This is a genomic window from Halorubellus litoreus, from assembly GCF_055378595.1.
Genome location: NZ_AP043836.1, coordinates 3,077,486 through 3,099,260, shown reverse-complemented (window position 1 = coordinate 3,099,260; position 21,775 = coordinate 3,077,486). Strand labels below are relative to the sequence as shown.

At 67.7% G+C, this 21,775-nt stretch carries 20 protein-coding genes; 9 read left to right on the top strand and 11 right to left on the bottom strand.

The features are described 5' to 3' along the window. Positions 1–57: 57 nt before the first annotated feature. Both ACZ48X_RS19625 and ACZ48X_RS19620 read right to left on the bottom strand, forming a co-directional pair. Positions 58–1,689 carry a potassium channel family protein gene (locus ACZ48X_RS19625; RefSeq protein WP_336350808.1) on the bottom strand — a complete coding sequence of 544 codons (1,632 nt, stop codon included), beginning with the start codon at positions 1,687–1,689 and terminating at the stop codon, positions 58–60. A 79-nt stretch (positions 1,690–1,768) separates the two neighbouring features. Beyond that, positions 1,769–2,428, bottom strand: coding sequence for a DUF998 domain-containing protein (locus ACZ48X_RS19620; protein ID WP_336350809.1), 660 nt, complete (start codon positions 2,426–2,428; stop codon positions 1,769–1,771). Positions 2,429–2,615: 187 nt separating this feature from the next. Between ACZ48X_RS19620 and ACZ48X_RS19615 the strand changes: the two genes are divergently transcribed. From ACZ48X_RS19615 to ACZ48X_RS19605, 3 genes are all read left to right on the top strand, one after another. After that, positions 2,616–2,843 carry a hypothetical protein gene (locus tag ACZ48X_RS19615; RefSeq protein ID WP_336350810.1) on the top strand — a complete coding sequence of 76 codons (228 nt, stop codon included), beginning with the start codon at positions 2,616–2,618 and terminating at the stop codon, positions 2,841–2,843. Between the two features lie 155 nt (positions 2,844–2,998). Beyond that, positions 2,999–3,349 carry a VOC family protein gene (locus tag ACZ48X_RS19610; protein WP_336350811.1) on the top strand — a complete coding sequence of 117 codons (351 nt, stop codon included), beginning with the start codon at positions 2,999–3,001 and terminating at the stop codon, positions 3,347–3,349. 171 nt (positions 3,350–3,520) lie between these two features. Continuing rightward, complete coding sequence (locus ACZ48X_RS19605; protein ID WP_379762544.1) at positions 3,521–4,180, top strand: dolichyl-phosphate hexose transferase; 660 nt, start codon at positions 3,521–3,523, stop codon at positions 4,178–4,180. Positions 4,181–4,257: 77 nt separating this feature from the next. On the opposite strand, the gene ACZ48X_RS19600 is transcribed toward ACZ48X_RS19605, so the two are convergent. The 9 genes from ACZ48X_RS19600 to ACZ48X_RS19560 form a co-directional block, all read right to left on the bottom strand. Continuing rightward, positions 4,258–5,208: a WD40/YVTN/BNR-like repeat-containing protein gene (locus tag ACZ48X_RS19600; protein WP_464379825.1), complete on the bottom strand. Its 951-nt coding sequence runs from the start codon at positions 5,206–5,208 to the stop codon at positions 4,258–4,260. Positions 5,209–5,288: 80 nt separating this feature from the next. Next, complete coding sequence (locus ACZ48X_RS19595) at positions 5,289–5,933, bottom strand: helix-turn-helix domain-containing protein (RefSeq protein ID WP_336352145.1); 645 nt, start codon at positions 5,931–5,933, stop codon at positions 5,289–5,291. Between the two features lie 162 nt (positions 5,934–6,095). Then, positions 6,096–8,417 carry a DUF7846 domain-containing protein gene (locus tag ACZ48X_RS19590; protein WP_336352144.1) on the bottom strand — a complete coding sequence of 774 codons (2,322 nt, stop codon included), beginning with the start codon at positions 8,415–8,417 and terminating at the stop codon, positions 6,096–6,098. A gap of 6 nt (positions 8,418–8,423) precedes the next feature. Then, positions 8,424–9,578, bottom strand: coding sequence for an ABC transporter ATP-binding protein (locus tag ACZ48X_RS19585; protein ID WP_336352143.1), 1,155 nt, complete (start codon positions 9,576–9,578; stop codon positions 8,424–8,426). 35 nt (positions 9,579–9,613) lie between these two features. Then, complete coding sequence (locus tag ACZ48X_RS19580) at positions 9,614–11,224, bottom strand: ABC transporter permease (protein WP_336352142.1); 1,611 nt, start codon at positions 11,222–11,224, stop codon at positions 9,614–9,616. 25 nt (positions 11,225–11,249) lie between these two features. Beyond that, positions 11,250–12,410: an extracellular solute-binding protein gene (locus ACZ48X_RS19575; RefSeq protein WP_336352141.1), complete on the bottom strand. Its 1,161-nt coding sequence runs from the start codon at positions 12,408–12,410 to the stop codon at positions 11,250–11,252. A gap of 176 nt (positions 12,411–12,586) precedes the next feature. Continuing rightward, entirely contained in the window at positions 12,587–13,756 is a 1,170-nt protein-coding gene (locus ACZ48X_RS19570; RefSeq protein ID WP_336352140.1) for an alpha-1 4-glucan-protein synthase, read from the bottom strand. Between the two features lie 101 nt (positions 13,757–13,857). Continuing rightward, a complete protein-coding gene (locus tag ACZ48X_RS19565; protein WP_336352139.1) occupies positions 13,858–14,676 on the bottom strand; it encodes an alpha/beta hydrolase in 819 nt (272 codons plus the stop codon). Between the two features lie 268 nt (positions 14,677–14,944). After that, the gene (locus ACZ48X_RS19560) at positions 14,945–15,601 is read right to left on the bottom strand and encodes a MaoC family dehydratase (protein WP_336352138.1); all 657 of its coding nucleotides are present in this window, start codon (positions 15,599–15,601) and stop codon (positions 14,945–14,947) included. A gap of 217 nt (positions 15,602–15,818) precedes the next feature. Here ACZ48X_RS19560 and ACZ48X_RS19555 point away from each other — a divergent pair, with 217 nt between their 5' ends. From ACZ48X_RS19555 to ACZ48X_RS19530, 6 genes are all read left to right on the top strand, one after another. After that, a complete protein-coding gene (locus ACZ48X_RS19555) occupies positions 15,819–16,142 on the top strand; it encodes an AbrB/MazE/SpoVT family DNA-binding domain-containing protein (RefSeq protein ID WP_227130721.1) in 324 nt (107 codons plus the stop codon). Positions 16,143–16,155: 13 nt separating this feature from the next. Beyond that, positions 16,156–16,599, top strand: a complete 444-nt coding sequence (locus ACZ48X_RS19550) for a hypothetical protein (RefSeq protein WP_336352137.1) — start codon at positions 16,156–16,158, stop codon at positions 16,597–16,599. A gap of 44 nt (positions 16,600–16,643) precedes the next feature. Further along, the gene (locus ACZ48X_RS19545) at positions 16,644–17,189 is read left to right on the top strand and encodes a poly(R)-hydroxyalkanoic acid synthase subunit PhaE (RefSeq protein ID WP_336352136.1); all 546 of its coding nucleotides are present in this window, start codon (positions 16,644–16,646) and stop codon (positions 17,187–17,189) included. A 1-nt stretch (position 17,190) separates the two neighbouring features. Next, positions 17,191–18,594 carry a class III poly(R)-hydroxyalkanoic acid synthase subunit PhaC gene (gene phaC / locus ACZ48X_RS19540; protein ID WP_379762875.1) on the top strand — a complete coding sequence of 468 codons (1,404 nt, stop codon included), beginning with the start codon at positions 17,191–17,193 and terminating at the stop codon, positions 18,592–18,594. 621 nt (positions 18,595–19,215) lie between these two features. Then, positions 19,216–20,037, top strand: a complete 822-nt coding sequence (locus ACZ48X_RS19535) for a DUF4112 domain-containing protein (RefSeq protein WP_336352135.1) — start codon at positions 19,216–19,218, stop codon at positions 20,035–20,037. Positions 20,038–20,158: 121 nt separating this feature from the next. Further along, the gene (locus tag ACZ48X_RS19530) at positions 20,159–21,718 is read left to right on the top strand and encodes a hypothetical protein (protein WP_336352134.1); all 1,560 of its coding nucleotides are present in this window, start codon (positions 20,159–20,161) and stop codon (positions 21,716–21,718) included. Positions 21,719–21,775: the final 57 nt, after the last annotated feature.

Here is a 21,775-nt window from a genome sequence, read left to right as displayed (position 1 = left end):
GCCGGCGTCGAGTCCGCCCGCGAGCACTGCGGTGAACTACGCGAGCGGTTCGTCGAACTACGCGAGCAGTTCCTTGAACCGGTTCGTTCCCGCGTCCGTCCCGGCGACGATGAGGTCGTCCTCCGCGCGGATCTCCGTGTCCGGCCCGACGTCCGTGTGGAGCTCGCCGTCCCGTTCCAATGCGACGACGGTACACCCGGTTCGTGACCGGACGAGCGCGTCCGCCAGCGTCTGGCCCGCCAGCCCCGGCGCTTTCGTCCGCACGACCTCTATCTGCGTGTTCAGGGAGATGACGTCCTCCTCGAGGACTTCCGAGGCGACCATCCGGCCGGTGACGGTTGCGAGCGAGAGCACGTAGTCCGCGCCGGCGCGGTACATCTTCTTCGTCGTCTCCACCTCCTCGGCGCGACAGAGGATCTCCACGGAGTCGCTGCGGTCGCGCGCGACGAGCGTCGCGAACTCCGCGGCGGTGTCGTCCGGGAGCGCGAGGATGAGCGACCGTGCGTCGTGGATACCCGCACGCTCCAGGGCCTCGGCGTCCGTTGCGTCACCGACGACGTCAACGCCCTCCTTGTCCTCGACGTCGAGGACGGTGTACGAGAGGCCGGCGTCGTCGAACGCGGCCGCGATCCGCTGGCCGACCTCGCCGTAGCCGGCGACGATGGTCTCGCCGTGCTCGACGCGCCGCGACTCGGTGAGCGTCAGCTCCTTCGCTCGTTCGAGCGCGCGCTCCTCGCCGGAGACCAGGAGGACGGTCCCGGATTCGATGCGGCGCTGGGGGTCCGGCGGTGATTCGAAGTCGCCGTCGAACCACGCGCCGATGACGTTCACGCCCGCTTGCTCGCGGAGCCCGCTCTCCGCGAGGGTCTTCCCGACGATCTCGCTCCCGCGATGGATGGGGAACTCGACGATGTCGAACTGGTCGCCGATCTCGATGGCGGCGCCGACGTCCGCGGTGAGCGCGGCCGCGACCTTGTTCGCGAGGCTCTCCCCGAGGATGGCGCGGGGCGACAGGACGACGTCGGCGCCGGCGAGCTCGTGGTAGCGGACGCTCTCGGGTTCCTCGACGATGCTGACGAGCGGCACGTCCTCGGAGATGTCGCGCGCGCCGAGGACGATGCTGGCGTCGACCTGGTCGGAGACGTCCGCGACGAGTGCGCGTGCGTCGGCGAGGTTCGCCGCGCGGAGTCCGCGCTCGGTGTCGGGGTCGTCGTGGATGACGTCGTAGCCGCCTTCGACGAGCGCCTGGGCGTTCTCGCGGTCCGGTTCGACGATGACGTAGGGTACGTCGACGGCGTCGAGTTCGGCGACGAGCGGGTCGACGCGCGTCGTGTACGTGCAGATGACGACGTGGTCGGTGACGTCGTCCGGGAGCGTGGTCGGAACGCTCGTGGAGATGGCTTCCTCGAACAGCGGGAACACGAGGACGGGGAGTGCGAGGAAGATGAGGACGACCCCGGTGAGGTCCATGACGATGACGAGGACGTTCATCTCGGGGGTCTGCCACGGCGAGTCCGACCCGAACCCGGTCGTGGTGAACGTCTCGACGACGACCTGGAGCGCGTGGAGGAACGTCCGGGGACGGCCCTCTATCGCGTTCATCCCGTAGTAGTAGAGGCCGGCGTACGCGAGCATGACGGCGGCCAGCCCGACGAGGTAGTACGCGGTTCGTTGCCGCCAGGTGTCCATGGTGAGTGTACCAGACGGCGTCGCCTAAACGGTTCCGGGAGATGTCCCGGTCACGGCACCGAGTCGAGTCGCGTCGCTGTCAGAAGCCGCGGAGTTTTCGGGTGGCGAGCCAGATGGCCCAGCCGCCGAGCGCGAGCGCGCCGACGAACTCGGGGACGGCGAAGTACGTCCACGTGTCGCCGTCGCCCGTGAACACCATCGCCTCGAGGATGATCCAGACGACCCACTGGACGGCGTACAGGTTCGCGAGCCACATCGTCAGGACGCCCGCCCGCTTGTCGTCCGCGAGCGCCATGCCGGAGCCGTGAATCCAGGGGGCGATGGCGATGGAGAAGAACAGGAGGACGGCGAACAGGAAGTGGAACTGGTCGAACGGTGCGGCGGCGGCGTCGGATTCGAGGAACGCGACGCCGACGCCGGACATGCAGACGAGCGCGAACCCGAACCAGCCTGCGCCGACGCGTTCGAGCGTGTTCCGGGCGTCCATCCAGAGGAGTGCGACGAACGGGAGCCCGAGGATGCCGCCGGCGAACAGGCCGCCGTTGAACAGCAGCCACGCGAGCTGGTTCGAGGACCCGAGCGCGAGGAGGCCGAGTCCGGTCGATTCGCCCATGCTCGAGAGCGAGCGCGTCGCCCACGAGTACTTGGGGTCGACGAGCGTCGCGAGGAACACGAGACCGATAGATGCGGCAGGTGCCGCGAAGCCAAAGTACGCGAGGGTTCGACGAAGACGTGTCATCGACTCTCCGTTGAGCCCGGACTGGGAAAAAGTTGATTGCCGACAGTCGGTAAGAATTACGTTCAATGCGCGTCGAATGCCAGAATCGAAATCGCGGCGTGTCGACGCTGGGGCGGGTCGTCGCAGCGGCGACCCTCACTGTCTAGGATGCCCGTCGAAGACCGTCTGCGGGCACGGTTCGGGTGTCATGGACGAAGCACTTGAGGTCGTCGAACTGGTCGCAGATTCGGGACTCGAAGAGGCGTTCGCGTGGGTGCTACGCATCGTCGGCATCCTCTGTCTGCTCGCCGGCCTCGGCCTCTGGCTCGGCGGGTTCATGAACCTCCTCTGGATGCCCGCACTCCTCATCGCGCTCGGGGTGTTCCTGCTCGTCGCCCCGCAGGTCCTGCTGTTCGTCGCCGAACTCACCGGCTGACGGCAGGACGGCCGACCGATACCCACATCGCGCGCTGACGGCAGGACGGCTGACCGATACCCACATCGCGCGCTGACGGCAGCTCGTCCCTGCGGCACCGGCAGTCGGTTCCCGGTACGCGAACGTCTTTGGTCGTGGTCCTCGGACCCGTCGGTATGTCCGGAATCGTGTTCTTCGGGTGCGAGGACTACGAGTCGACCGCCGAGTTCTACGTCGAGGAGGTCGGCGCCGAGGTGTGGCTGGAGCAGTCCGCGTGCACCATCCTGCGGTACGACAACCTCCTGTTCGGGTTCTGTGCGAGCGACGAGACGGAGACCGACGGTGTCCTGACGTTCGTGACCGAGGACCGCGAGGGCGTCGACGCGTTCTACGAGCGGTTCGCGGACCGTGCGCGCGGCGAACCGGAGGTCAACGAGGCGTTCGACATCTACCAGTTCTTCGCGACGGACCCCGATGGACGGAAGATGGAGTTCCAGACGTTCCTGCACGAGACGGACCCGGTCTGAGGGCCACCCTCGGAGTTTTTGGTAAGCCTAAAGTCGGCGCGCAGGCTAGCCGAGGCCATGACAGACAGCGACGACGCGGCCGAGGACGCGACAGCGAGTACGGACGACGCGACCACCGACGACGCCGGCCACGAGTCGGCGCCGTACACGTTCGACGACCTGGCGGTCGTGATGGGGACGTACAACGAGGAGGCCGCCATCGGCACCGTGCTCGACGACATCGACCGCGTGACCGACGGGAAGGCGGAGGTCGTCTGCGTGGACGGCTCGGACGACCGCACGCCCGAGATAGCGCGCGAGAAGGGCGCGACCGTCATCGAGCAGGAACCGCAGGGGTACGGCGTCGCGGTCCGCGAAGCCGTCCTGACGCCGAACCGTCCGGTCGTCGTCACGACCGACTGCGACGACACGTACCCGATGGACGCCCTCCCGCGGTTCCTCGAGAAAGTGAACGAGGGCTACGACGTCGTCTCCGGCGATCGCCTCTATCACGGCGCGGACGCGATGCCGGCGTTCAACCGCTTCGGGAACCACGCGTTCGCCGTGCTCGCGAGCGTCCTGATGGGGACGCGCGTCCACGACACCACGACCGGGATGCGCGCGTACCGCCGCGACGTCCTCCAGGACATCGTCTGGACGACGAACACGGCGCTCTCCGCGGAACTCCTCATCCGGCCCGCGATGCGCGGCTACGACGTCGTCGAGATACCCATCACGTACGGCGAGCGCGCCGGCGAGACGAAACTCGACCCCATCCAGGGCGGGTGGGAGATCGGCACCGGCATCCTCAGGGTGTGCCTGGAGGAACGGAGCCGCCGGCTGTTCGACTGAGACGCGTCGGTTGGAAGACGGGAGAATCGAGGGGGTTCGGGGGTCGGGGATGAAGCGAATGCTACTGCCGCGTCGCGTCAGCGTTCGACGATGGTGCCGCCGGCGCCGACCGCCACCGCGGACTCGCCGCCGAGCAGGACCACTGCTTTCAGGTTCTGGCCCGTCGGCGTCGCGTCCGCCGTCCACTTCTCGGCGTCGCGGTCGTAGACCTTCCCGCCGCCGCCGACGACGTACCCGGTGTCGGTGCCGGCGACCTCGATGTCGCGCTGACCCGCGTCGCCCGTATCCGAGCGAATCCACTCCGAGCCGTTCCAGTGGAAGATGGTGCCGCCGCCGCCGGAGACCCAGACGTCGTCGAAGCCGTCGGAGTCGACGCCGTAGAAGTTGTGGTTCGCGTTCTCGATGCCGAGCTTGTCCCACGTCGCGCCGTCGCGCGTGTACAGCACCGTCTGGTTCCCGTCGACGATGTGTCCGGACGTGGCGTCGTGGAAGTCCACCGCGTTGATCGCCGACCCGGACGCGGGCGTCGTGTACTCCCAGGTCTGAGATTCGCCGTTCTCGAAGCTGTAGTACAGCTTCCCGCTATCGCCCGCGACGTAGACGTTCGCCTCGCCCGCGCGGCCGGTGACGGAGACGTCGTTGAAGTTGTTCGTGACGTCCATCGGCGCGGAGTGGCTCTGGAGCGTGCCGGTCTCGACGTCGTACTCGCCGATGGCACCGCTGGAACCGACGAACCAGAGGCGCTTCCCGTCGTCCGTGACGTCCGCGCCGTACAGCGAGTTCCCGTTCCCCGTCGGGCCGCCGTCGAGCACCTTCACGTAGCCCTTCGGCGTGCGTTCGAGCACGACCCCGCCCGCGCCGACCGCGTACACGCCCGCCGTGGTCTCCTCCACGTCGTACAGCGTGCTGCCCGTCGGCGACTCTCGCGTCGTCCACCCCGATTCGGCGCTCGCGCCGGTCGCACCGACCGCTGCGAGTGCTGCGACACTTCCTGCGCGCTTCATGAACGTGCGGCGATTCGGCGTCATCGTTGTCTCACCAATAGTAATTACTGGGCTGGAAACCGTTGGACGTGACGCCGAACAATTCGATGATTTAAGTACCCGAGTCAGTCGAAGACCTGGTCGCCTATCTTCTGGCGAGCCGCACGGATGTGCGCGGAGAGCGTCGACTTCGAGATGCCGAGGTCGGCCGCGACGTCCGCGGCGGTCGGACCATCCAGCGAGAAGTAGTCGTTCGCGACAGCGTACGCCGCGACCTCGCGCTGGCGTTCCGTGAGCTCGTCGAGGTCCACGATGGCGATGGACCCGTCGCCTGGGAGCGCGTCGGCGTGGAGCTGGCGGAGGGACACGTCGAACCCGGCCTCGCGGAGCGCGCTCACGCACTCGCGGACCTCGGCGTCGTCGCGCGCGGCGAGGTGACAGGAGAGCTCGCCGTCGCGGAACCGCAGGTGGAAGGGTTCGACGGGAAGGAAGCCGAGGCCGCGCCCGAGACAGGGGTCGTGCGGGCACTCGTCGGGGTCGAGCCGACAGATGGCGTCGGTCTCCACCTCGATGACGGGACGAACGCCGTCGACGTCGCTCGCATCCGCCGCCGGGTCGCCGTCGTCCTCGGGAGCGACGACGACCTGCGCCGGCCCCGTCGGGGACCCGGGGACGAACCGGCGGAGGTCGAGGTCCTCGGCGAGCGCGTCGAGCGGACAGGCGTCCGCGGGGTCGACGGCGAGCTCCGCGTGGACGCCGGCGACGTTCATCACCGCTCACCTCCGCGAAGCGGGCACTCCCAGGCCATGCAGGTTCAGTTGTCCAGTCCGGTCACGTAAGGGTCTTCTGTGTTCGATTGCCAATGGAAATATTGGTTCTGTTGGCCGTTCTGGAGCCTGAAACAGTGTCTCTGTCCGTTGTCCGACGGCGACTCAGCGTTCGGTCGAGCGGCAGGCCGAGAGCACACCGGCAGGACAGCTCGCTGGCTTCCGAGAGCCCATATCAGTTGCTCGAGCGGCGGTGGCACCCCCGGTGTCGTCCCTCGCGCTCGTGCTGGACGCGTTCCCGGTCGCGGTCGCCCAGACGTCCACCGCGACGGTGACGCCGGGGTCGCTCTCCTCGGGGAGGTAGGCGGCCCCACCACGGCACGTCCCGAACTCGACGCACGTCTCGACGTACGGCGTCATCACCGCGCTCTCGCTCCCGTCGTGGCCGCCGCGGACGGGGGTCTCGACGCGGTACGTGAGCCCCGCAGTTCCCTGTCCACCGAGGAACGCGGTCACGGTGACGGTGTCCGTGCTCCCGACGCGGACGCTCCCGTTCCCCGTCCGCGGCTCGACGTCGCTCCCGACGAGGCGCGCACGACCGCCGGCGACGACGAGACGCGCATCCACGCCGTCGGTCGTGTCGTTCACGTAGTACGCCACGGAGTCCTCGGCGGTCGTCAGTTCGACCGCGCCGCGGACCGTCCACTCGGGCGTGCCCAGCGAGACGTCGACGCCCGCCCGGTCGCCGCGGGCGACGTCGACGCGCTGGACGCGCGGTTCGACGGATTCGCCCTGGAACGGCAGCCACTGTCCGCGGTACGTGTACCGGTAGTACGAGCGGTTCGGGAACGCGTCGACGACCGCGAAGTTCTCCTCGTCGCGGTCGAGCGCGTACACGGCGTCGCCGTCGAACCCGGGGTCGTTCCGGTACCCCTGTAGCGGGTGGTTCAACCAGTCGCCGTAGATCTGTGGAAGGAAGACGACCGCGTCGTCGTACTCGCGTTCCACGTCGTACGCGTCCGAGAGGTGCTCGCTGGTGACGTAGTTCGCCGCCAGCGGGTGCGCGAGCGCGCCGACGCCGACCGCGGCGACGACGAGCGCGAGCGCGACGCCGACCGCTGCGACGCCCCGGCTCCTGGCGCCGTCTGTTGCGGCGACGCGACGGCGGACTCGGCCAGCGAGGTCGCGCGCGCCGACGGCGCCGAAGACGGCGACCGGGACGAGGACGTCGAAGTGATAGTACGGGCCGAGCGTCCACACGAGGCCGTCGCCGAGGACGTCGAGGTCCCCGAGGACGTTGAGGTTCCCCCAGAACGCGACGTTCCCGAGGACGACGACGGGTGCGATGGCGAGGAGGAGCGCGCGCAGCGTCCGGTCCGGCAGCGCGTCGCCGCCCGTCAAAGCGGTCTCGTCGGTCGCAGTCGTCTCAACGACCTCAGCGTCGTCGTCGATGTCGTCGTCGAACGCGCGCCGAGCGCCCCACGTCGCCAGGAGCGTGCCGGCGATACCGAGGGGGACCCAGCGGACGAGGAGTCTGGCGACGACCTCGGCGTTTGCGCGGACGGCGAGCGCCGGCGTGTACTCCCGCGAGTAGTCGAGTATCTCGCGCGTCCCGAACCCGAGGCCGTCCGCTGGCGCGAACGCCTGGTACGGGAACGTGAGCGCGTCGCCGGTGACGACGACGTTGTAGGCGAGCGCGAGTGCGACGAACGCGACGCCGAGCGCGCCCGTGACGGCGTTCGCTGCGAGCGCGCGCCGCGACCGCACGGCGAACACCCGGTACGCGGCGTGCGCGACGAACGGCGTCGCGAACAGGACCGCGGTGTACGGCCGCGAGAAGAACGCGAGGCCGACGGCGACGCCCGCGACCGCCGCCCACGCGAGCGCGCGTCGGCTCGCGCCGAACCGCGCGGGAGCGTCCGCGGCAGCGCCCGCGTCGTCCGCGGCGTCGACGCGGACGCTCCGGACGTACGCGTACGCGAACGCGAGGTTGAACAGCGTCGTCGGCGCGTACGAGAGGAACACCGACGAGGAGACGACGAACAGCGGCGAGACGAGCAGGAGTCCGCCGGCGAGGAGCGCGGTCCGACGGTCGAACGCCGCCTTCGCGAGCGCGACGACGAGCGCGACGTTCCCGGCGGCGACGACGCCGAGTGCGACGCGATACGAGCCCGCGAGTGCCTTCCCGGCCGCGAAGACGGCGGCGGTGACCGGCGTGTACTTCGAGTACAGGACGTCGCCGTCGCGCACGAAGAACCACGGGCGGAACGCCTCCGGAACCGGCGGTCGCATGAAGACCTGGCCCTCCAGGAGGAGCGCGGCCTGCTGGAGGTACACCGCCTCGTCGTGATTCGTCGAGTGATACGGGAACACGAGCACGGACACGCCGAGCACCACGACGCCGGCGAGTGCGCCGAGCGCGAGCGAACCGGCGCGGTCGCTCGTCCAGACACGTGCGGACGCGAGGAAGGAGTCGACGTCGACCACGAGCAGCTACTGGGTGGGGTACCAGGCGATCGTGTGGTCGGCGACGAGTTCGACGTTCACGCGCTGGCCGAGCTCGAAGTCCGTGACGTGATTGTGCTGGCAGTGCACGACGTCCCCGGACTCCAGTCGAACGCGGTAGACGAACGACGGCCCCATGTACTGGCGGTAGATGATCTCGCCGTTCCCGCCGGACCCGTCCTCGACCGGAGTCGCGCGCAGGTCGTCCGGGCGGACGAGCAGGTCGACCTCGGCGTTCTCGTACTCGGTCGTCAACCCCTCGACCATCGACGCCGGGAAGTCGCCGAGCGCGGTCTCGACCGCGCCGTGCGCGAAGTGCCCGGTGAGGAACGACGCCTGTCCGAGGAACGACGCGACGAACCGCGACTCGGGGTGCTGGAACACCTTCTCGGGCGTCCCAGCCTGCTCGACGTCGCCCTCGTGCATCACCGCGACGCGGTCCGAGATGGAGAGTGCCTCCTCCTGGTCGTGGGTCACCGACACCGCGGTCACGCCCGTCTCCTTGAGGATGGCGCGAACCTCCTCGCGCATCTGCTCGCGCAAGCGCACGTCGAGGTTACTGAACGGTTCGTCGAGCAGGAGGACGCTCGGTTCCGGGGCGAGCGAGCGCGCGAGCGCGACCCGTTGCTGTTGGCCGCCGGAGAGCTGCGCGGGCTTCGAGTCGCGCTGGTCCGCGAGCCCGACGAGGTCGAGGAGTTCCGTGACGCGAGCGTCGGTCGCCTCGTCGTCGCGGTCCTGGAGCCCGAACGCGACGTTCTCCGCGACCGAGAGGTGCGGGAACAGCGCGAAGTCCTGGAAGACGATACCGACGTCGCGATGCTCGGGCTTCCGGAACGTGCCCTCGCCGTTCGCGATGACGCGGTCGTTCAGGCGGACCTCGCCACCGTCCGGTCGCTCCAGGCCGGCGAGCATCCGGAGCGTCGTCGTCTTCCCGCACCCCGACGGCCCGAGGAGCGTGAGGAGTTCACCGTCGTGCACGGACAGCGACAGTTCGTCGACCGCGCACTCCGGCCCGAAGACCTTCGTGACGCCGTCGAGCTCGAGGACGACGTCGTTCGTCGCCGGATCCTCGACGTCGTCTGTCGCCGACGCCCCGTACGGGTCCTCGCGCTCCAGGGCGCGCTTCGGTTCGTTACGAGACATCGCTCACACCATCCATGACGTCGCTTGCACCTTCATTACGTGACATCGTTTCCACCTCGAGAGAGCAACACCAGCATCGAGACCGCGGAGATACCGACCAGCACGAGCGCGGGGACGGCAGCCTTCCCGTAGTGGCGAGACTCTTGTACCATCCAGATGTACGTGACGAGGGTTTCAAAACCTCCCGGTCGAAGCAAGAGCGTCGCCGGGAGCTCCTTCATCGTCGTCAGGAACACGAGCGCGGCCCCGGAGACGATACCGGGCGCCACCAGTGGCAGGGTGACCTTCCGGAACGCCGCTCGCGGCGAGTGCCCGAGCGTCCGCGCGGCCTCCGTGAGTCGGCCGTCGACCTGGAGGACCGACGACCGGACGCTCCCGACCGCTTGCGGGAGGAACCGGACGACGTACGCGAACACGAGCAGCGGAATCTGGCCGTAGAGGAACGGCGCGTACTTGCTGCCGAGCGCGACGAGCGCGACGCCGACGACGATACCGGGGACGGCGTACCCGACGTACGTCCCGCGTTCCGCGAGCCGCGACAGCCGGCCGCCGTCGGTGACGGAGTTGTACGCGACCGGGAGCGCGAACAGGATGCTCGCCACTGCCGCGAGGACGCTCACGGAGAGCGAGTTCCAGCCGTACTCCCAGGAGAACGCGTACCCGAACCCAGTCTGGCCGGTGTCGCGGACGAGCCAGAGGACGAGCACGGCGATGGGGACCGCGAGCGCGGCGACGACGACGAGCGAGCAGAGCGCGAGCGCGGGCCCCTTCAGCCACCCGAGTTCGAGCCGGGTGGCGGCGTCGGGGTTACTGGACGCGTACCCGGAGGCGTCGCCGGCCTCGACCGCGGACTCCAGCGCGATGATGACCGCGGTCACCGCGAGCAGCTGCACGGAGAGCAGCGCGGCGAGCTGGAAGTCGTAGTAGTTCACGAAGAGGATGCGCGTGAACACGTCGTACCCCATGATGGCGGGCGTCCCGAAGTCGCTGAGCGCGTAGAGCGCGACGAGGAGGCCGCCGGCGGCGATGCCGGGGAGGACCTGCGGGAAGACGACGCGGAGGAACGCCGAGGTCCGCGAGTGGTTCAGCGTCCGCGCGGCCTCGAGGAGCGTGCCGTCGAACGACGCGAGGCTCGCGCGCGTCGACAGGAAGACGTACGGGAACGTGAACAGCGTGAGGACGACCGCGGTCCCGACCAGTCCCGTCATCGGCGGGAGCGAGACCGCGATGCCAGCGTCCGCGAGTGCGGCGGTGAGCGCGCCGTCCTCCCCGAAGCCGGTGAAGTACGCGAACGCGCCGATGTAGCTCGGGACGACGAGCGGGAGCGAGATGGCGACCGTGAAGAACCGCCGGAACGGCAGGTCGGTCTGGCTCGTCAGGATGGCGAGCGGGACGCCGAGGACGACCGACGCGCCCGTGACGATACCGACGAGGAGGAGGCTGTTCACGAGCACCTGGACCATCCGCGCCCCCGCCAGGAGGTTTACAGCTCGTGTAAACCCGACGGTGCTCGCTTCGAGGAGGATCCACGCGACCGGGGAGAGCACGAGCGCGGCGATCGCGGCGCTCAACAGGGTGAGTGCGAGCGTGCGTTCGCCGCGCGCTTCGCGACGCAGCGCGTCGACGAATCCCTCCTCGGTCGCCATCAGTGCTCGCCCCCAGCGACCCCCATCAGAGGACGCCGACCTCCCGCATCAGTTCGAGGGTCGGTTCGAGGTCGCTGAGTTCCGTGAGGTCCAGTTCCGGCGGGTTCAGCTCGTCGATCGTCGGCAGGTCGCCGACGGGCTGGACGCCACCGATCATCGGGTAGGCGTACGCTCGCGTCGCGAAGAACTCCTGGGCTTCCGCGGTGAGGAGGTGCTGGGCGAACAACTGCGCGAGTTCGGAGCGCTGCGTGCCCTTGATGATCTCGACGCCGGAGACGTTGACGAGCGCACCCGCGTCGTTCTCGGTGAACGCGAGGTCGATGGGCGGGTTCTCGCGCGCGGCCTTCACGCGGAGCGCGTAGTAGTGGTTCGCGAACCCGGCCGATATCTCGCCGGTGGCGACGGCGCGGGAGGTGAAGTACTCGTCGCGGAACTCCTTGGTGTTCTGGTCGAGCATCCCCTGGAGCCACTGCTTGGTGGCTTCGCGGCCGTCCATGATGCGCATCGCGGTGACGAAGGACTTGAACGCGCCGTAGGTCGGCCCCCACCCCATCGAGTTCGCGAACCGCTCCTGGTTCGCGAACGCGTCGACCTTGTTCGGGATGTCGCTCGCGCTGAAGCGGTTCGTGTTGTACGGAATGGCGCGAGCGCGGCCGGCGACGCCGACCCAGCGACCGTTGCCGTCCTGGAGTTCGCTGGGGACGGGGTCGGTGACGGCGCTCGGGAGCGAGGTCGCGTACCCCTCGTTGGCGACGAGGCCGAGCGAGGAGGCGTCGATGCTCCAGAAGAGGTCCGCGCGCGGGTTCCCGTTCTCGCTCTCCTGGATGATGGTGTTCGCGAGCTGCGTGGAGGGCGCGGACTTCAGTTGTGCGTCGAAGTCGGGGTACTTCTGCTGGAGGAGTTCGATGAGGCCGCGGTAGAGACCGCCCTCGCCGCCGCCGATGTAGATGGAGAGGGTGCCCGAGAGGTCGTCGAGGTCGTCCATCGAGGTGCCTTCGGGTGCGGCGCGGCCGGAGACGAACGGGCCGGAGCCCCGGAAGTCACTGAGACTGACCTCCTGTCCGTCCTCTTCTCCGCCGAAGATGCTGCCGACGCAGCCGGCGGTCGCCGTTGCGGCGCCGGTTGCTGTTGCCGCGAGGACCTCGCGGCGACCGAGACGTCGTCGTGGTCCGTCGTCGTCGCTCATATCTTGATTTAGGTCCGCCTAAAACTTATATACTTGCCGGTTTTAACTCGGGTGTACGCGCCGAGTCGCGGTGAAAGAAACCATACACGGCGGTCGCGCCAGTGCGAGTCACGGCAAGAAGCGACTCTCGACGCGGTGAGAGTGGTCGGCGAGCGGTTCAGCCCGTCGCGACTGCTTCAGTCGTCCGCGAGCGCTGCGGCCTTCTGGCGCGCGGGGAGGCCGTCGAGTTCGTCGAGCGCGTCCAGCCAGTCGTGCATGTACTCGCCGACGTGGTTCAGGAACTCGCCGTTCTCCCAGTCGTCGAAGTCGCCGTCGGCGAGCGCGGTCGCCATCCCGTCCATGACCGCCGCGTACGAGTCCGCGTCCGCGCCGGCGTCGTCGACGAGCTCCCAGACGTGCTCGTTCAGCTCCAGGCCGGGGACCTCGTTCGCCAGGTCACCGAACGTCGACCGCGCGGCCTTGTTGTGCTCGCAGAGCGGGTCGCCGTTGTAGATGCGTTTCCCGAGGACGTCGCAGGCGCGCTTGAGGAACAGGCCGCTCCAGATGTCGTCGAACCGGCCGACGTCCCACGCGTTGTCGTCCATCGGGCACTGGTAGAACGCGGGGACGACCTCGCGGCGGAACGCGAGGTTCATCGAGCACACCGTGAGGTAGTTCTCGCGCGCGGCGACGAAGTCCTCCCCGAAGTCCTCGGCGCTCGTTCGCGTCTGGGCCTGCCCCTGGAGGTCGCCGTCCATGAGGATGCGGACCGCGTCCAGGTCCGGGACGTTCGTCCACAGGCCCTGCGACGCGACGACGTTCTCGACGTGCGTGGTGCCGACCTCGCGCTCCTCGTCCATCGCGGAGTAGGGATACCCGCGCGGGTAGAGCTCGTGCTCGTCGAAGTTCTGGTAGAGGACGTTCACCCACTGCTCGTCGCTGGCGACTTCGGTCAACTCGCCCTCGTACTGGAGGTTCTCCATGTGCGTGCCGAAGAAGTCGACGTCGTCGTGCGGGAGCGTGTCGTCGTCGATGAACAGGCAGTAGGGGTGGTCGTGCGCCCAGAGGTACAGCAGGCCGAAGGAGGTCTGCGCGTGGCTCGCGGCGGGCACGAGGTGACTGTACTCGCTGATGCCGTTGGCGTCGTACCAGTCCTCGCGCGCGGCCTCGTCGAACACCGAGCCTGCGACGTCGAGGTCGTCGAGCATCGCTTGCATCTCGTCGGTCGGACAGAAGTCCTCGGTGACGAGGACGAATTCGAGGCGGTCGGTGTCGAAGCCGTGCTCGCGGGCGTTCGCGACGTAGTCTTCGATGCAGTCCCACTCGCGGATCGTCGGGACGACGACGCAGATGTCGGGTTCCGTCATCAGTTACCCGTAGCCTGTTTAGGCATACCTAAAAGATTGTCTATCTCTTTCGGCGAGCCTAAAGCGGACGGCGACACGGGCCTAGCGGCCCGAGAGTACGGTTACCACTGCGCGACGACGTCGCCGATGCAGCCCTCGCCGGGCTGGTCGTACGAGAAGTGGTCGGGGACGTAGTCGACGTTGTGGTCCTGGTAGTTCCCTGGTTGCGTGCCCTCGCAGCCCTCCTCGCCGACGGCGGAATCCCACTCCGCGGTCGTGTACGCCCAGTTCAGGACGTCGTCCTCGTCCTTCCAGAAGTTGTCCGCCTGCCCGACCGCGTTCGCGACGTGCGGACCGTACCGGCCGCCGGTCGACACCGCGTCGTTGTCCGCCGCGCCGCCGAGCAGCGAGATGGAGTCCACGTAGTCCGTCACGTCGGAGTCGTCGAGCACCTCGATGGCGCGCAGGAGGACGCGGGCACCCAGCGAGTGACAGACCAGTCGAATCCGCGTGTCGGGGTTCTCGTTGCGGTAGTCGTACACGAACTGCGCGAGCTTCAGGCCGTTCGCCTCCGCGATCTCCGTGGAGTCCCACCACCCGAACACCGTCGAATCCGAATCCCACGTGAACCCGACGACCGGCTGGTCGTACCCGTTCGCCCGGTACGCCTCGCGCGCCTCGCGGAACCCGTCCACGGCCTCGTTCGACTCGTTCCGCCACCCGTGGACGTGCACGAGCAGTTCCTCGGGCGCGCCGCCGTCGAGACCCGGTATCGACCCGACCGTGTCGTACTCCCACTTCGTGTACTCGTCCTTCCGATAGACCGACCCGTACCAGGTGATGTCGTAGTGCCCTCGCGTACTGATCCGCGGGAAGGTCGCCGCCTCCTCGGCGTTCGCCCCGCCGCTCGCCGCGAGCAGCCCCGTCGCAGCGGCGCCCACCGCGCCCGCTCGACGCAAGAACTGTCGCCGCCCCGGTTCGGTACCATTGCCCGTGGTAGCCTCTGACAAGCGAGACATATTCTCGTATGAGGGGCATAGGGAATTTATAGCTACCGAGCGAACAATCAAGTAACGTTTTACTCGGTTTGCGATTTGAAAGACAGAACTAGTTCCCGAAACGGACAATCCAGGAGACGCCGGTCGGCCAGCGACGGAACCAAAACGAACGCGGGGCCGGGACCGACGGTCGAGTCCAGGGAACGGGGCGTCAGTTCTCGGGGAGTTCGTCGATGAGGACGACCGCCTCGCCGTCCACGACCGGCTTGTCCGAGGACTCGTCGTGGATGACCGTCGACAGCCGGTACTGGTTGTTCCCGAGGTCCTCGAGGACCTCCACGGTCGCACTCACGCGGTCACCGATCTTGACGGGCCCCTGGAACTCGAGGTCCTGCCCGAGGTAGATGGTGAGTCCGGGGAGACGCGCGAGCGCCGCGCTGATGAGTCCGGAGACGAGCGTGCCGTGAGCGATACGGCCACCGAAACGGGTCTCCGCAGCGAACTCGTCGTCGAGATGCAGCCGGTTCGTGTCGCCGCTCGCACGAGCGAACGCACGGACGTCGTCCTCGTCGATCTGTTTCTCGAACGAGACCGTGTCGCCGACCGTGATGTCGCTCGGCGCGTCGACCGTTCGTTCGAACGCCCAATCCAGTTCCTCGTACGCCAGCGACGGGACCGACCCCTCGCGTACCGCTTCCGGGTCGTCGTCGCTCGGCGCGTACGCGTCGGCGTACCCGTCGACCGTGAACGCGGAGAACGCGGCTCGATTCGCCGCGGTCGCGCCCTTCACCGCGGTCTCAGCGAACCGCGTCCACGCCGACGCCATCGCGGTCAACGGCGTCGCAACCTCGCTATGTCGTTCGCTCATGTTAGAGAGCATACGTCGGTCGGCGTTAAGTCTCCTTTGGCTCGTGGTGAATTCGCCGGGAGATGGCCGGAGAACCCCGATATCCGACAGAATAGCGGTCTGTAATCCGGAGACGGCGACACGTTCACCCCCCGCCTCGGACCCTCTGTTGGTATTGAGAACCATCTGTTACCATTCAGCGGAACGCTTATCATGGATGCGGTCGTACCTGTTGGTGATGACGGACGAGTCGCCGAAGATGCCCTGGTCGCCCGCGATGATGCAGCAGTTCCAGGAACAGATGCAGGAGGCGAGCGAACAAGCAGTGAGCTCCCAGCAGGAGCTCTTCCAGCAGTTCCTCCAGGCCTCCACCGGTAGTTCCGACGCGATGACCGACCTTCGTGGCCTCACGATGGGGTCCGCGATGTTCAAGACGCGCGTCCAATCCGGCGGACGCATCAGCATCCCCGACGCCGAGCGCGAAGCGCTCGACATCGAGGAGGGCGACATCGTCCAAACGATCGTCATCCCAGTCAAACGCAACCGTGATTCCAATGAGTGACACCACCAACCCCATGACCGCAGCCTTCGAGATGCAGCGCCAGATGATCGAGCAGACCCAGGAGATGACCCACGAGGCCATCGACGTCCAGAAGGAGACCGTCCACCAGTTCGTCGACACCATGGAGAACATGGAGTCCCTCGCCGAGCAGAACAACGACGTCTCCAAGCAGACCTGGCACGCGATGTTCGACGCGATGGAGTCCATGATGCCCGAGGGCAGCGCGGACTTCAGCGAGTTCGAGAAGATGGTCGACGACGGCTTCGACCAGCTCACCGAGAGCCAGCAGCAGGCGTTCGACGCGATGAACGACGCGATGGCCGACGGCGCGAGCGCGTACGACGAGTTCGCCGACGCGTACGTCGACGCGGTCGACTCCTCGTTCGACTCCTTCCTCGACACGCACGAGCAGGTCGAGGCCGACGTCGAGGACGTCACCGAGTCCGTCTCCGCGTAATCGTCGACCCAACCGTTTTGAGTACACCCTTCGGAGTAATTACTATGGCAAACCAACAGACAGTCCCGACAGATTGGAACGAGTTCGTCTCCGACATGAACGAGCAGTTCATGGAGGCGATGGAGCAGAACATGGAAGCGCAGGCGTCGTTCGTCGAGCAGTGGAGCGAAGCCGTCGACGCCCAGCAGATGAACCAGCCCGAGATGGAGGAGGGCCTCGAGGGCTACAAGGACGCGTACCAGGCGTGGATGGACGCCGCCGACCAGATGGTCGACCGCGTCAACGACTCGATGGACGGCGAGGAGGTCGACCCGAGCGAGTTCCGCGACATCTGGCTGAACACCGCGAACTCCGCGTTCAAGGACGTCATGGAGACGACCGCGTTCGCCGCGTGGACGGGGTCGACCGTCCAGCAGATGATGGAGACCCAGCGGCAGGCCGACCAGATGGCCGAGGACACCCTCGAACAGCTCGGGTTCGCGACCGACGAGCAGGTCGTCGAGGTCGGCGACCGACTCGTGGAACTGGAGCGCCGCCAGCACGCCGTCGAGCAGAAGCTGGACAAGGTTCTCGAGCACCTGGAGGACTAGCGTGAAGAACCCCTTCGCTGCCACCATGGAAGCCCAGCGGCAGGCCTGGGAGAACGCGAGCGAACTCATCGAGAAGACGACGGTCGCGCCGGAGCGCGCGGAGACGTTCCAGGACGTGGAGGTCGGCGAGACGCCGAGCGAGGTCGTCTACGAGGAGAACAAGCTCAAGCTCCTGCACTACGAGTCCCGGACCGACGAGCAGCACTCGGTCCCGATCCTCGTGGCGTACGCGCTCATCAACCGCCCGTACATCCTCGACCTCCAGCCCGAGCGGTCGGTCATCCGAACGCTCCTGGACAACGGGTTCGACGTGTACATGATCGACTGGGACGAGCCGTCGTCGCTCGACCGGTCCCTGAAGCTCGACGACTACGTGAACCGCTACATGGATAACTGCGTGGACGTCGTCCGCGAGCGCTCCGGGCAGGACTCGATCAATATCCTCGGGTACTGCATGGGCGGGACGATGAGTACGATGTACGCCGCACTCCACCCGGAGAAGGTTCGGACGCTCGCGCTGATGGCGGCCGGCCTGTGTTTCGCTGGCGACAGCGGCGTCCTCGAACTCTGGGGCGACGACGAGTACTTCGAGCCGCGCGCGGTCACGGACACGTTCCACAACGTCCCCGCGGAGTTCCTCGACGTCGGGTTCGCGCTCATGGACCCCGTCCAGAACTACGTCACGAAGTACGTGAACCTCTACGAGAACGTCGAGGACGAGGACTTCGTGGAGAACTTCGCGCGCATGGAGGAGTGGCTCGGTGACGGCATCGACGTCGCCGGCCAGACGTTCGTCGAGTTCATCGAGGACATCTACCAGGAGAACAAGCTCATGAACAACGAGCTGTACCTGGGCGGCGAGCACGTCGACATCGAGAACATCGAGATGCCCGTGCTCCAGATCGTCGCGGAGTACGACCACCTCATCCCGCCGGAGGCGTCGAAGCCGTTCAACGACGCGATTCCGAGCGACGACAAGACGATCATGGAGTTCCCGACGGGTCACATCGGGATGAGCGTGTCCTCGAAGAGTCACGCGAAGCTCTGGCCTGACGTCTGCGACTGGTTCGAGACGCGGATGCCCGACGAGGCGGACGCGGCCGAGCACGACGTCGACGAGGCCGAGGGCGCGGATGCCGCCATCGCGGAGGACGCGACGGACGCGTCCGCAGAGGCACCCGACGGCGACGGCGTCGAGATCGAGGTCGAGGGCACCGACGCCCCCGAACTCACGGACATCGACGGTATCGGGCCGGCGTACGCCGAACGGCTCTCGGACGCGGGCTACGATTCGGTTGCGGCACTCGCCGACGCGGACGCGGTCGAGGTCGCGAGCGACACCGACCTTCCGGTGTCGCGCGTCGAGGACTGGATCGCGCAAGCGAACGACCACCGGCAGGCCTGACTCCTCGGTCCGCTCCTGCCGCGGTCGACCGCGGCGGGACTCGGTGAGCGGAACGGAATCACGGCGCTTCGTGGCGTTCCCGGACGAATCGGGGCCACGGGAGCGTGAGCGGTCTTTCTCTGAGCGGTCTTTCTCTGGCGTTTCGCGGGCCACAAGCTATAGTTTCCTTCGGTTAGCAGGTGCGACGAACGTCGTATGTCTCTCGAATCGCATCGAGGGTCGAGGGGGGACGAGGGGGACCGATTGATCGCGGATGGCGGTCGGCGCGGCTCGAGGACGGAGGTGTGTAGCGAGTGTGGGAACCGCATCGACGGCGGGAAGACGTACTGCCCGCACTGCGGGACCCACGAGCGCGACCGGGGTGACCGGCGGGGTGCTGACGTCTCCTCGCGGCGGACGGCGACGACCACGCGGCGGACCGACGCAGGTGGTTCGCGGCGAGGAGACGATTCGCGACGCGGTCGTGACGTGGGTCGGGATGACGGCTCTGGGAGCGGAGCGCGTTCGCGAGGGGGTGGTGGATCCGTCGACGACGCCGGGCCCTCGCGGCAGCGGGAGGACCAAGGTCGGTCGGCGCGCGGAACGCAATCTGAGCGCGGACGCGACGAACCCCCACGGTCGGTGAACCCAGCGGGTGGTGAATCCCGCAGTGACGGTCGGCCGACGCCGGGCCCTGACGAGGAGTACTGCATCGCGTGCGGGGCGGTGATCGCCGTCGACGCACCGAACTGTCCGGTGTGCGGCGACGAGCGCGGCCCTGCCCGGTCGGAGTCGTCGGCGTCATCGTCGGCGGCCGCCGGAACGGCCGGCGGCGCGGGAGCGACGGCAGGTGGTGCGGCGGCGGCCACCGGCGGTACGGGTGCGTCCGGCAGTGCGGAGTCGGCACTCGATGCGACCGTCGAACCGACGGGGTCGACGGGGGAGTCCGCGAACTGGAGTGGTGCCGAGACGGGCGGCGGCGCTGGCCTGAACCTCGGGTCGAGCGGGAGGATGATGACCGGTGATTCGGTCGGCCGGCTCGACGCGCTCGCGACGACGCTCGACGAACGATGGCGGATACCTATCGTGGGCATCAAGGTCGGCGTCGACCCCCTCATCGGGCTGATTCCGGGAGTCGGCGACACCATCACGCTGCTCATCTCCTCGTACATCGTGCTGAAGGGTATCCTCCTCGGCGCCCCGAGTAGGGTCCTGGCGAAGATGACGGGCGCGCTGGTTGTCGAAGCCCTCGTCGGGTACGTTCCGGTCGTCGGTGATGCGATCGACTTCCTCTGGGGTATCAACGTCAACAACGTCGAGCGACTGAAGGCGAACAGGGAACAGCTCTCGGGAACGCCGAACTACGGGTTCCTCGTCGTCGGGTTCTTCGGACCGATACTGCTCGTGCTCGCGGTGATGGGCTTCGCGTTCATGTGGCTCATGTCAAGTCTCGGCGGTATTTGAGTTCGGACAAGGTGTTACCCGCCCTAGCCATAAATTATAGAACCGTTCCGTTAGGAAATCGAAACAATCGGAAATGTGTCCAGACGAAGGAGCGGAAAGGGGGAGCGGGGAACCGAGAGTCGTGCCCGATGGGGGTCGGCCGGCGTCAGGCAAGGAGGAGTGCGGTAGCTGCGGGAAGCTCATCGAGGCCGGGACGACGTACTGTCCGCACTGCGGGACCCACGAGCGCGACCGCGGGAGCGACGGCGGCAGTGGGTCCGACCGCGGGTCCAGCGGTGGGTCCTCGCGTCGAACCGCGACCGTCTCCCGCCGCGACGACGGCGGGGACGGCGGGAGTCCTTCCGGCAGTTCGAGCGGGGGCTCCTCGCGGAGCACGAGCAACTTCGCGGGCGGGAAGAGCGGCCGCGAGGGGTTCGACGAACGACGCCGTAACCGCGACAGCGGCCGCAACGGCGACGCCGGTCGCGGGGACAGCGGCGGGCGGTCCGGTGGCGCGAGCGGTCGAGAGGGGAGTGCGCGTGGTCGTGGTGACGACGGCAAGCGCGGTCGGGACGACGGACGGCGCGGTCGCGGTGGCGGCTCCCAGCGCGACCGCGACCGGTCGAACGACCGCGGCGATCGGTCGGGACGAAGTGGTGGTTCGAACGACCGCGGCGATCGGTCGGGACGAAGCAGTAACTCCGGTGGGCGCGGTGGCCGCGGCGGGAGTCAGGCCGCGCAGAACGCTGATTCGAGCGGGTCCAGCGGCCGCGGCGGCGGAACCGACCGCGGTGGACGGGACCGGTCGGGGAGCGAATCGCCGGGTAGCGGCGGTCGTCGGATGCCCGACGACGACGAGGAGTTCTGTGCCGCGTGCGGGGAGATAATCGACGCGAGTGCGTCGGTCTGCCCGTCGTGTGGCGACGAGCGAGAGGTAGCGTCCGCCTCGTCGTCGAGTGCTGCGGCCGCGAGTGAGTCCACCGGCTCGTCCGACACCGACTCCGGTGGGAGCGCGGCGAGCGCGAGCGAATCCAGTAGCAGCGGTCGGAGCGGCGGGGGCGCGAGCAGCGGGTCGCCGTCGACGTCGACGTCGCTGAACAACCCGTCGGTCAACGGCTGGCGCTGGAAGATCGGCTGGCAACCCAAGAAGATAATCGTCGGGTTGACCATCCTCGGCGCCATCGTCGGCGCGATGCTGGAGTACATAGGGCAGTTCGCGTTCTTCGGGCTCGTCGTCGGTGTGCTCGTGTGGTTCTGGGGCCGCGGCGAAGTCAACGCCAAGTACATGTCCCTCATCCAGGACTTCCGCGATCAGACGCGGTCGAAGGTCGAACGCGAGACCGGCGGCATGTCGCTGTCCTCGGCGCACACGTTCATCGGCGGGCACGGCAGTTCGCCGATATTCATCGAGCCGTCCAAGAAGTACAAGGCCTCCCACCTCCTGTTCGGCGACACCAGCGTCGTCATCAACCGACAGTACCACTACAAGATGCCGCCACGCGACACGACCCAGGGCGGGAAGCAACAGGAGGTGTTCTACGACCAGATCGCGAACGTGCAATCCGAGGACTTCGCGAACTACGCCGAACTCCAGATATCGCTGTCGAGCGGGCAGACCGAACGTATCAAAGGACGCGACACGTCCGGTATCAACGCCGTGAAGCGCGACCTCCAACAGAAGATGCGCGAAGCACGTCGCTGACCGATTGCGACGCTCCGTCGAGGTCGTCGACGACCCCTGGACTGTCCGTTCAGGTGC

Bases quoted from the DNA above. Each gene is read 5' to 3' on its own strand.
- ACZ48X_RS19545 (WP_336352136.1), top strand. From the start codon at position 16,644: ATGGCAAACCAACAGACAGTCCCGACAGATTGGAACGAGTTCGTCTCC.
- ACZ48X_RS19560 (WP_336352138.1), bottom strand. From the start codon at position 15,601: ATGAGCGAACGACATAGCGAGGTTGCGACGCCGTTGACCGCGATGGCG.
- ACZ48X_RS19595 (WP_336352145.1), bottom strand. From the start codon at position 5,933: ATGAACGTCGCCGGCGTCCACGCGGAGCTCGCCGTCGACCCCGCGGAC.
- ACZ48X_RS19625 (WP_336350808.1), bottom strand. From the start codon at position 1,689: ATGGACACCTGGCGGCAACGAACCGCGTACTACCTCGTCGGGCTGGCC.
- ACZ48X_RS19585 (WP_336352143.1), bottom strand. From the start codon at position 9,578: ATGTCTCGTAACGAACCGAAGCGCGCCCTGGAGCGCGAGGACCCGTAC.
- ACZ48X_RS19570 (WP_336352140.1), bottom strand. From the start codon at position 13,756: ATGACGGAACCCGACATCTGCGTCGTCGTCCCGACGATCCGCGAGTGG.
- ACZ48X_RS19610 (WP_336350811.1), top strand. From the start codon at position 2,999: ATGTCCGGAATCGTGTTCTTCGGGTGCGAGGACTACGAGTCGACCGCC.
- ACZ48X_RS19615 (WP_336350810.1), top strand. From the start codon at position 2,616: ATGGACGAAGCACTTGAGGTCGTCGAACTGGTCGCAGATTCGGGACTC.
- ACZ48X_RS19575 (WP_336352141.1), bottom strand. From the start codon at position 12,410: ATGAGCGACGACGACGGACCACGACGACGTCTCGGTCGCCGCGAGGTC.
- ACZ48X_RS19605 (WP_379762544.1), top strand. From the start codon at position 3,521: ATGGGGACGTACAACGAGGAGGCCGCCATCGGCACCGTGCTCGACGAC.
- ACZ48X_RS19600 (WP_464379825.1), bottom strand. From the start codon at position 5,208: ATGACGCCGAATCGCCGCACGTTCATGAAGCGCGCAGGAAGTGTCGCA.
- ACZ48X_RS19620 (WP_336350809.1), bottom strand. From the start codon at position 2,428: ATGACACGTCTTCGTCGAACCCTCGCGTACTTTGGCTTCGCGGCACCT.
- ACZ48X_RS19550 (WP_336352137.1), top strand. From the start codon at position 16,156: ATGACCGCAGCCTTCGAGATGCAGCGCCAGATGATCGAGCAGACCCAG.
- ACZ48X_RS19580 (WP_336352142.1), bottom strand. From the start codon at position 11,224: ATGGCGACCGAGGAGGGATTCGTCGACGCGCTGCGTCGCGAAGCGCGC.
- ACZ48X_RS19555 (WP_227130721.1), top strand. From the start codon at position 15,819: ATGACGGACGAGTCGCCGAAGATGCCCTGGTCGCCCGCGATGATGCAG.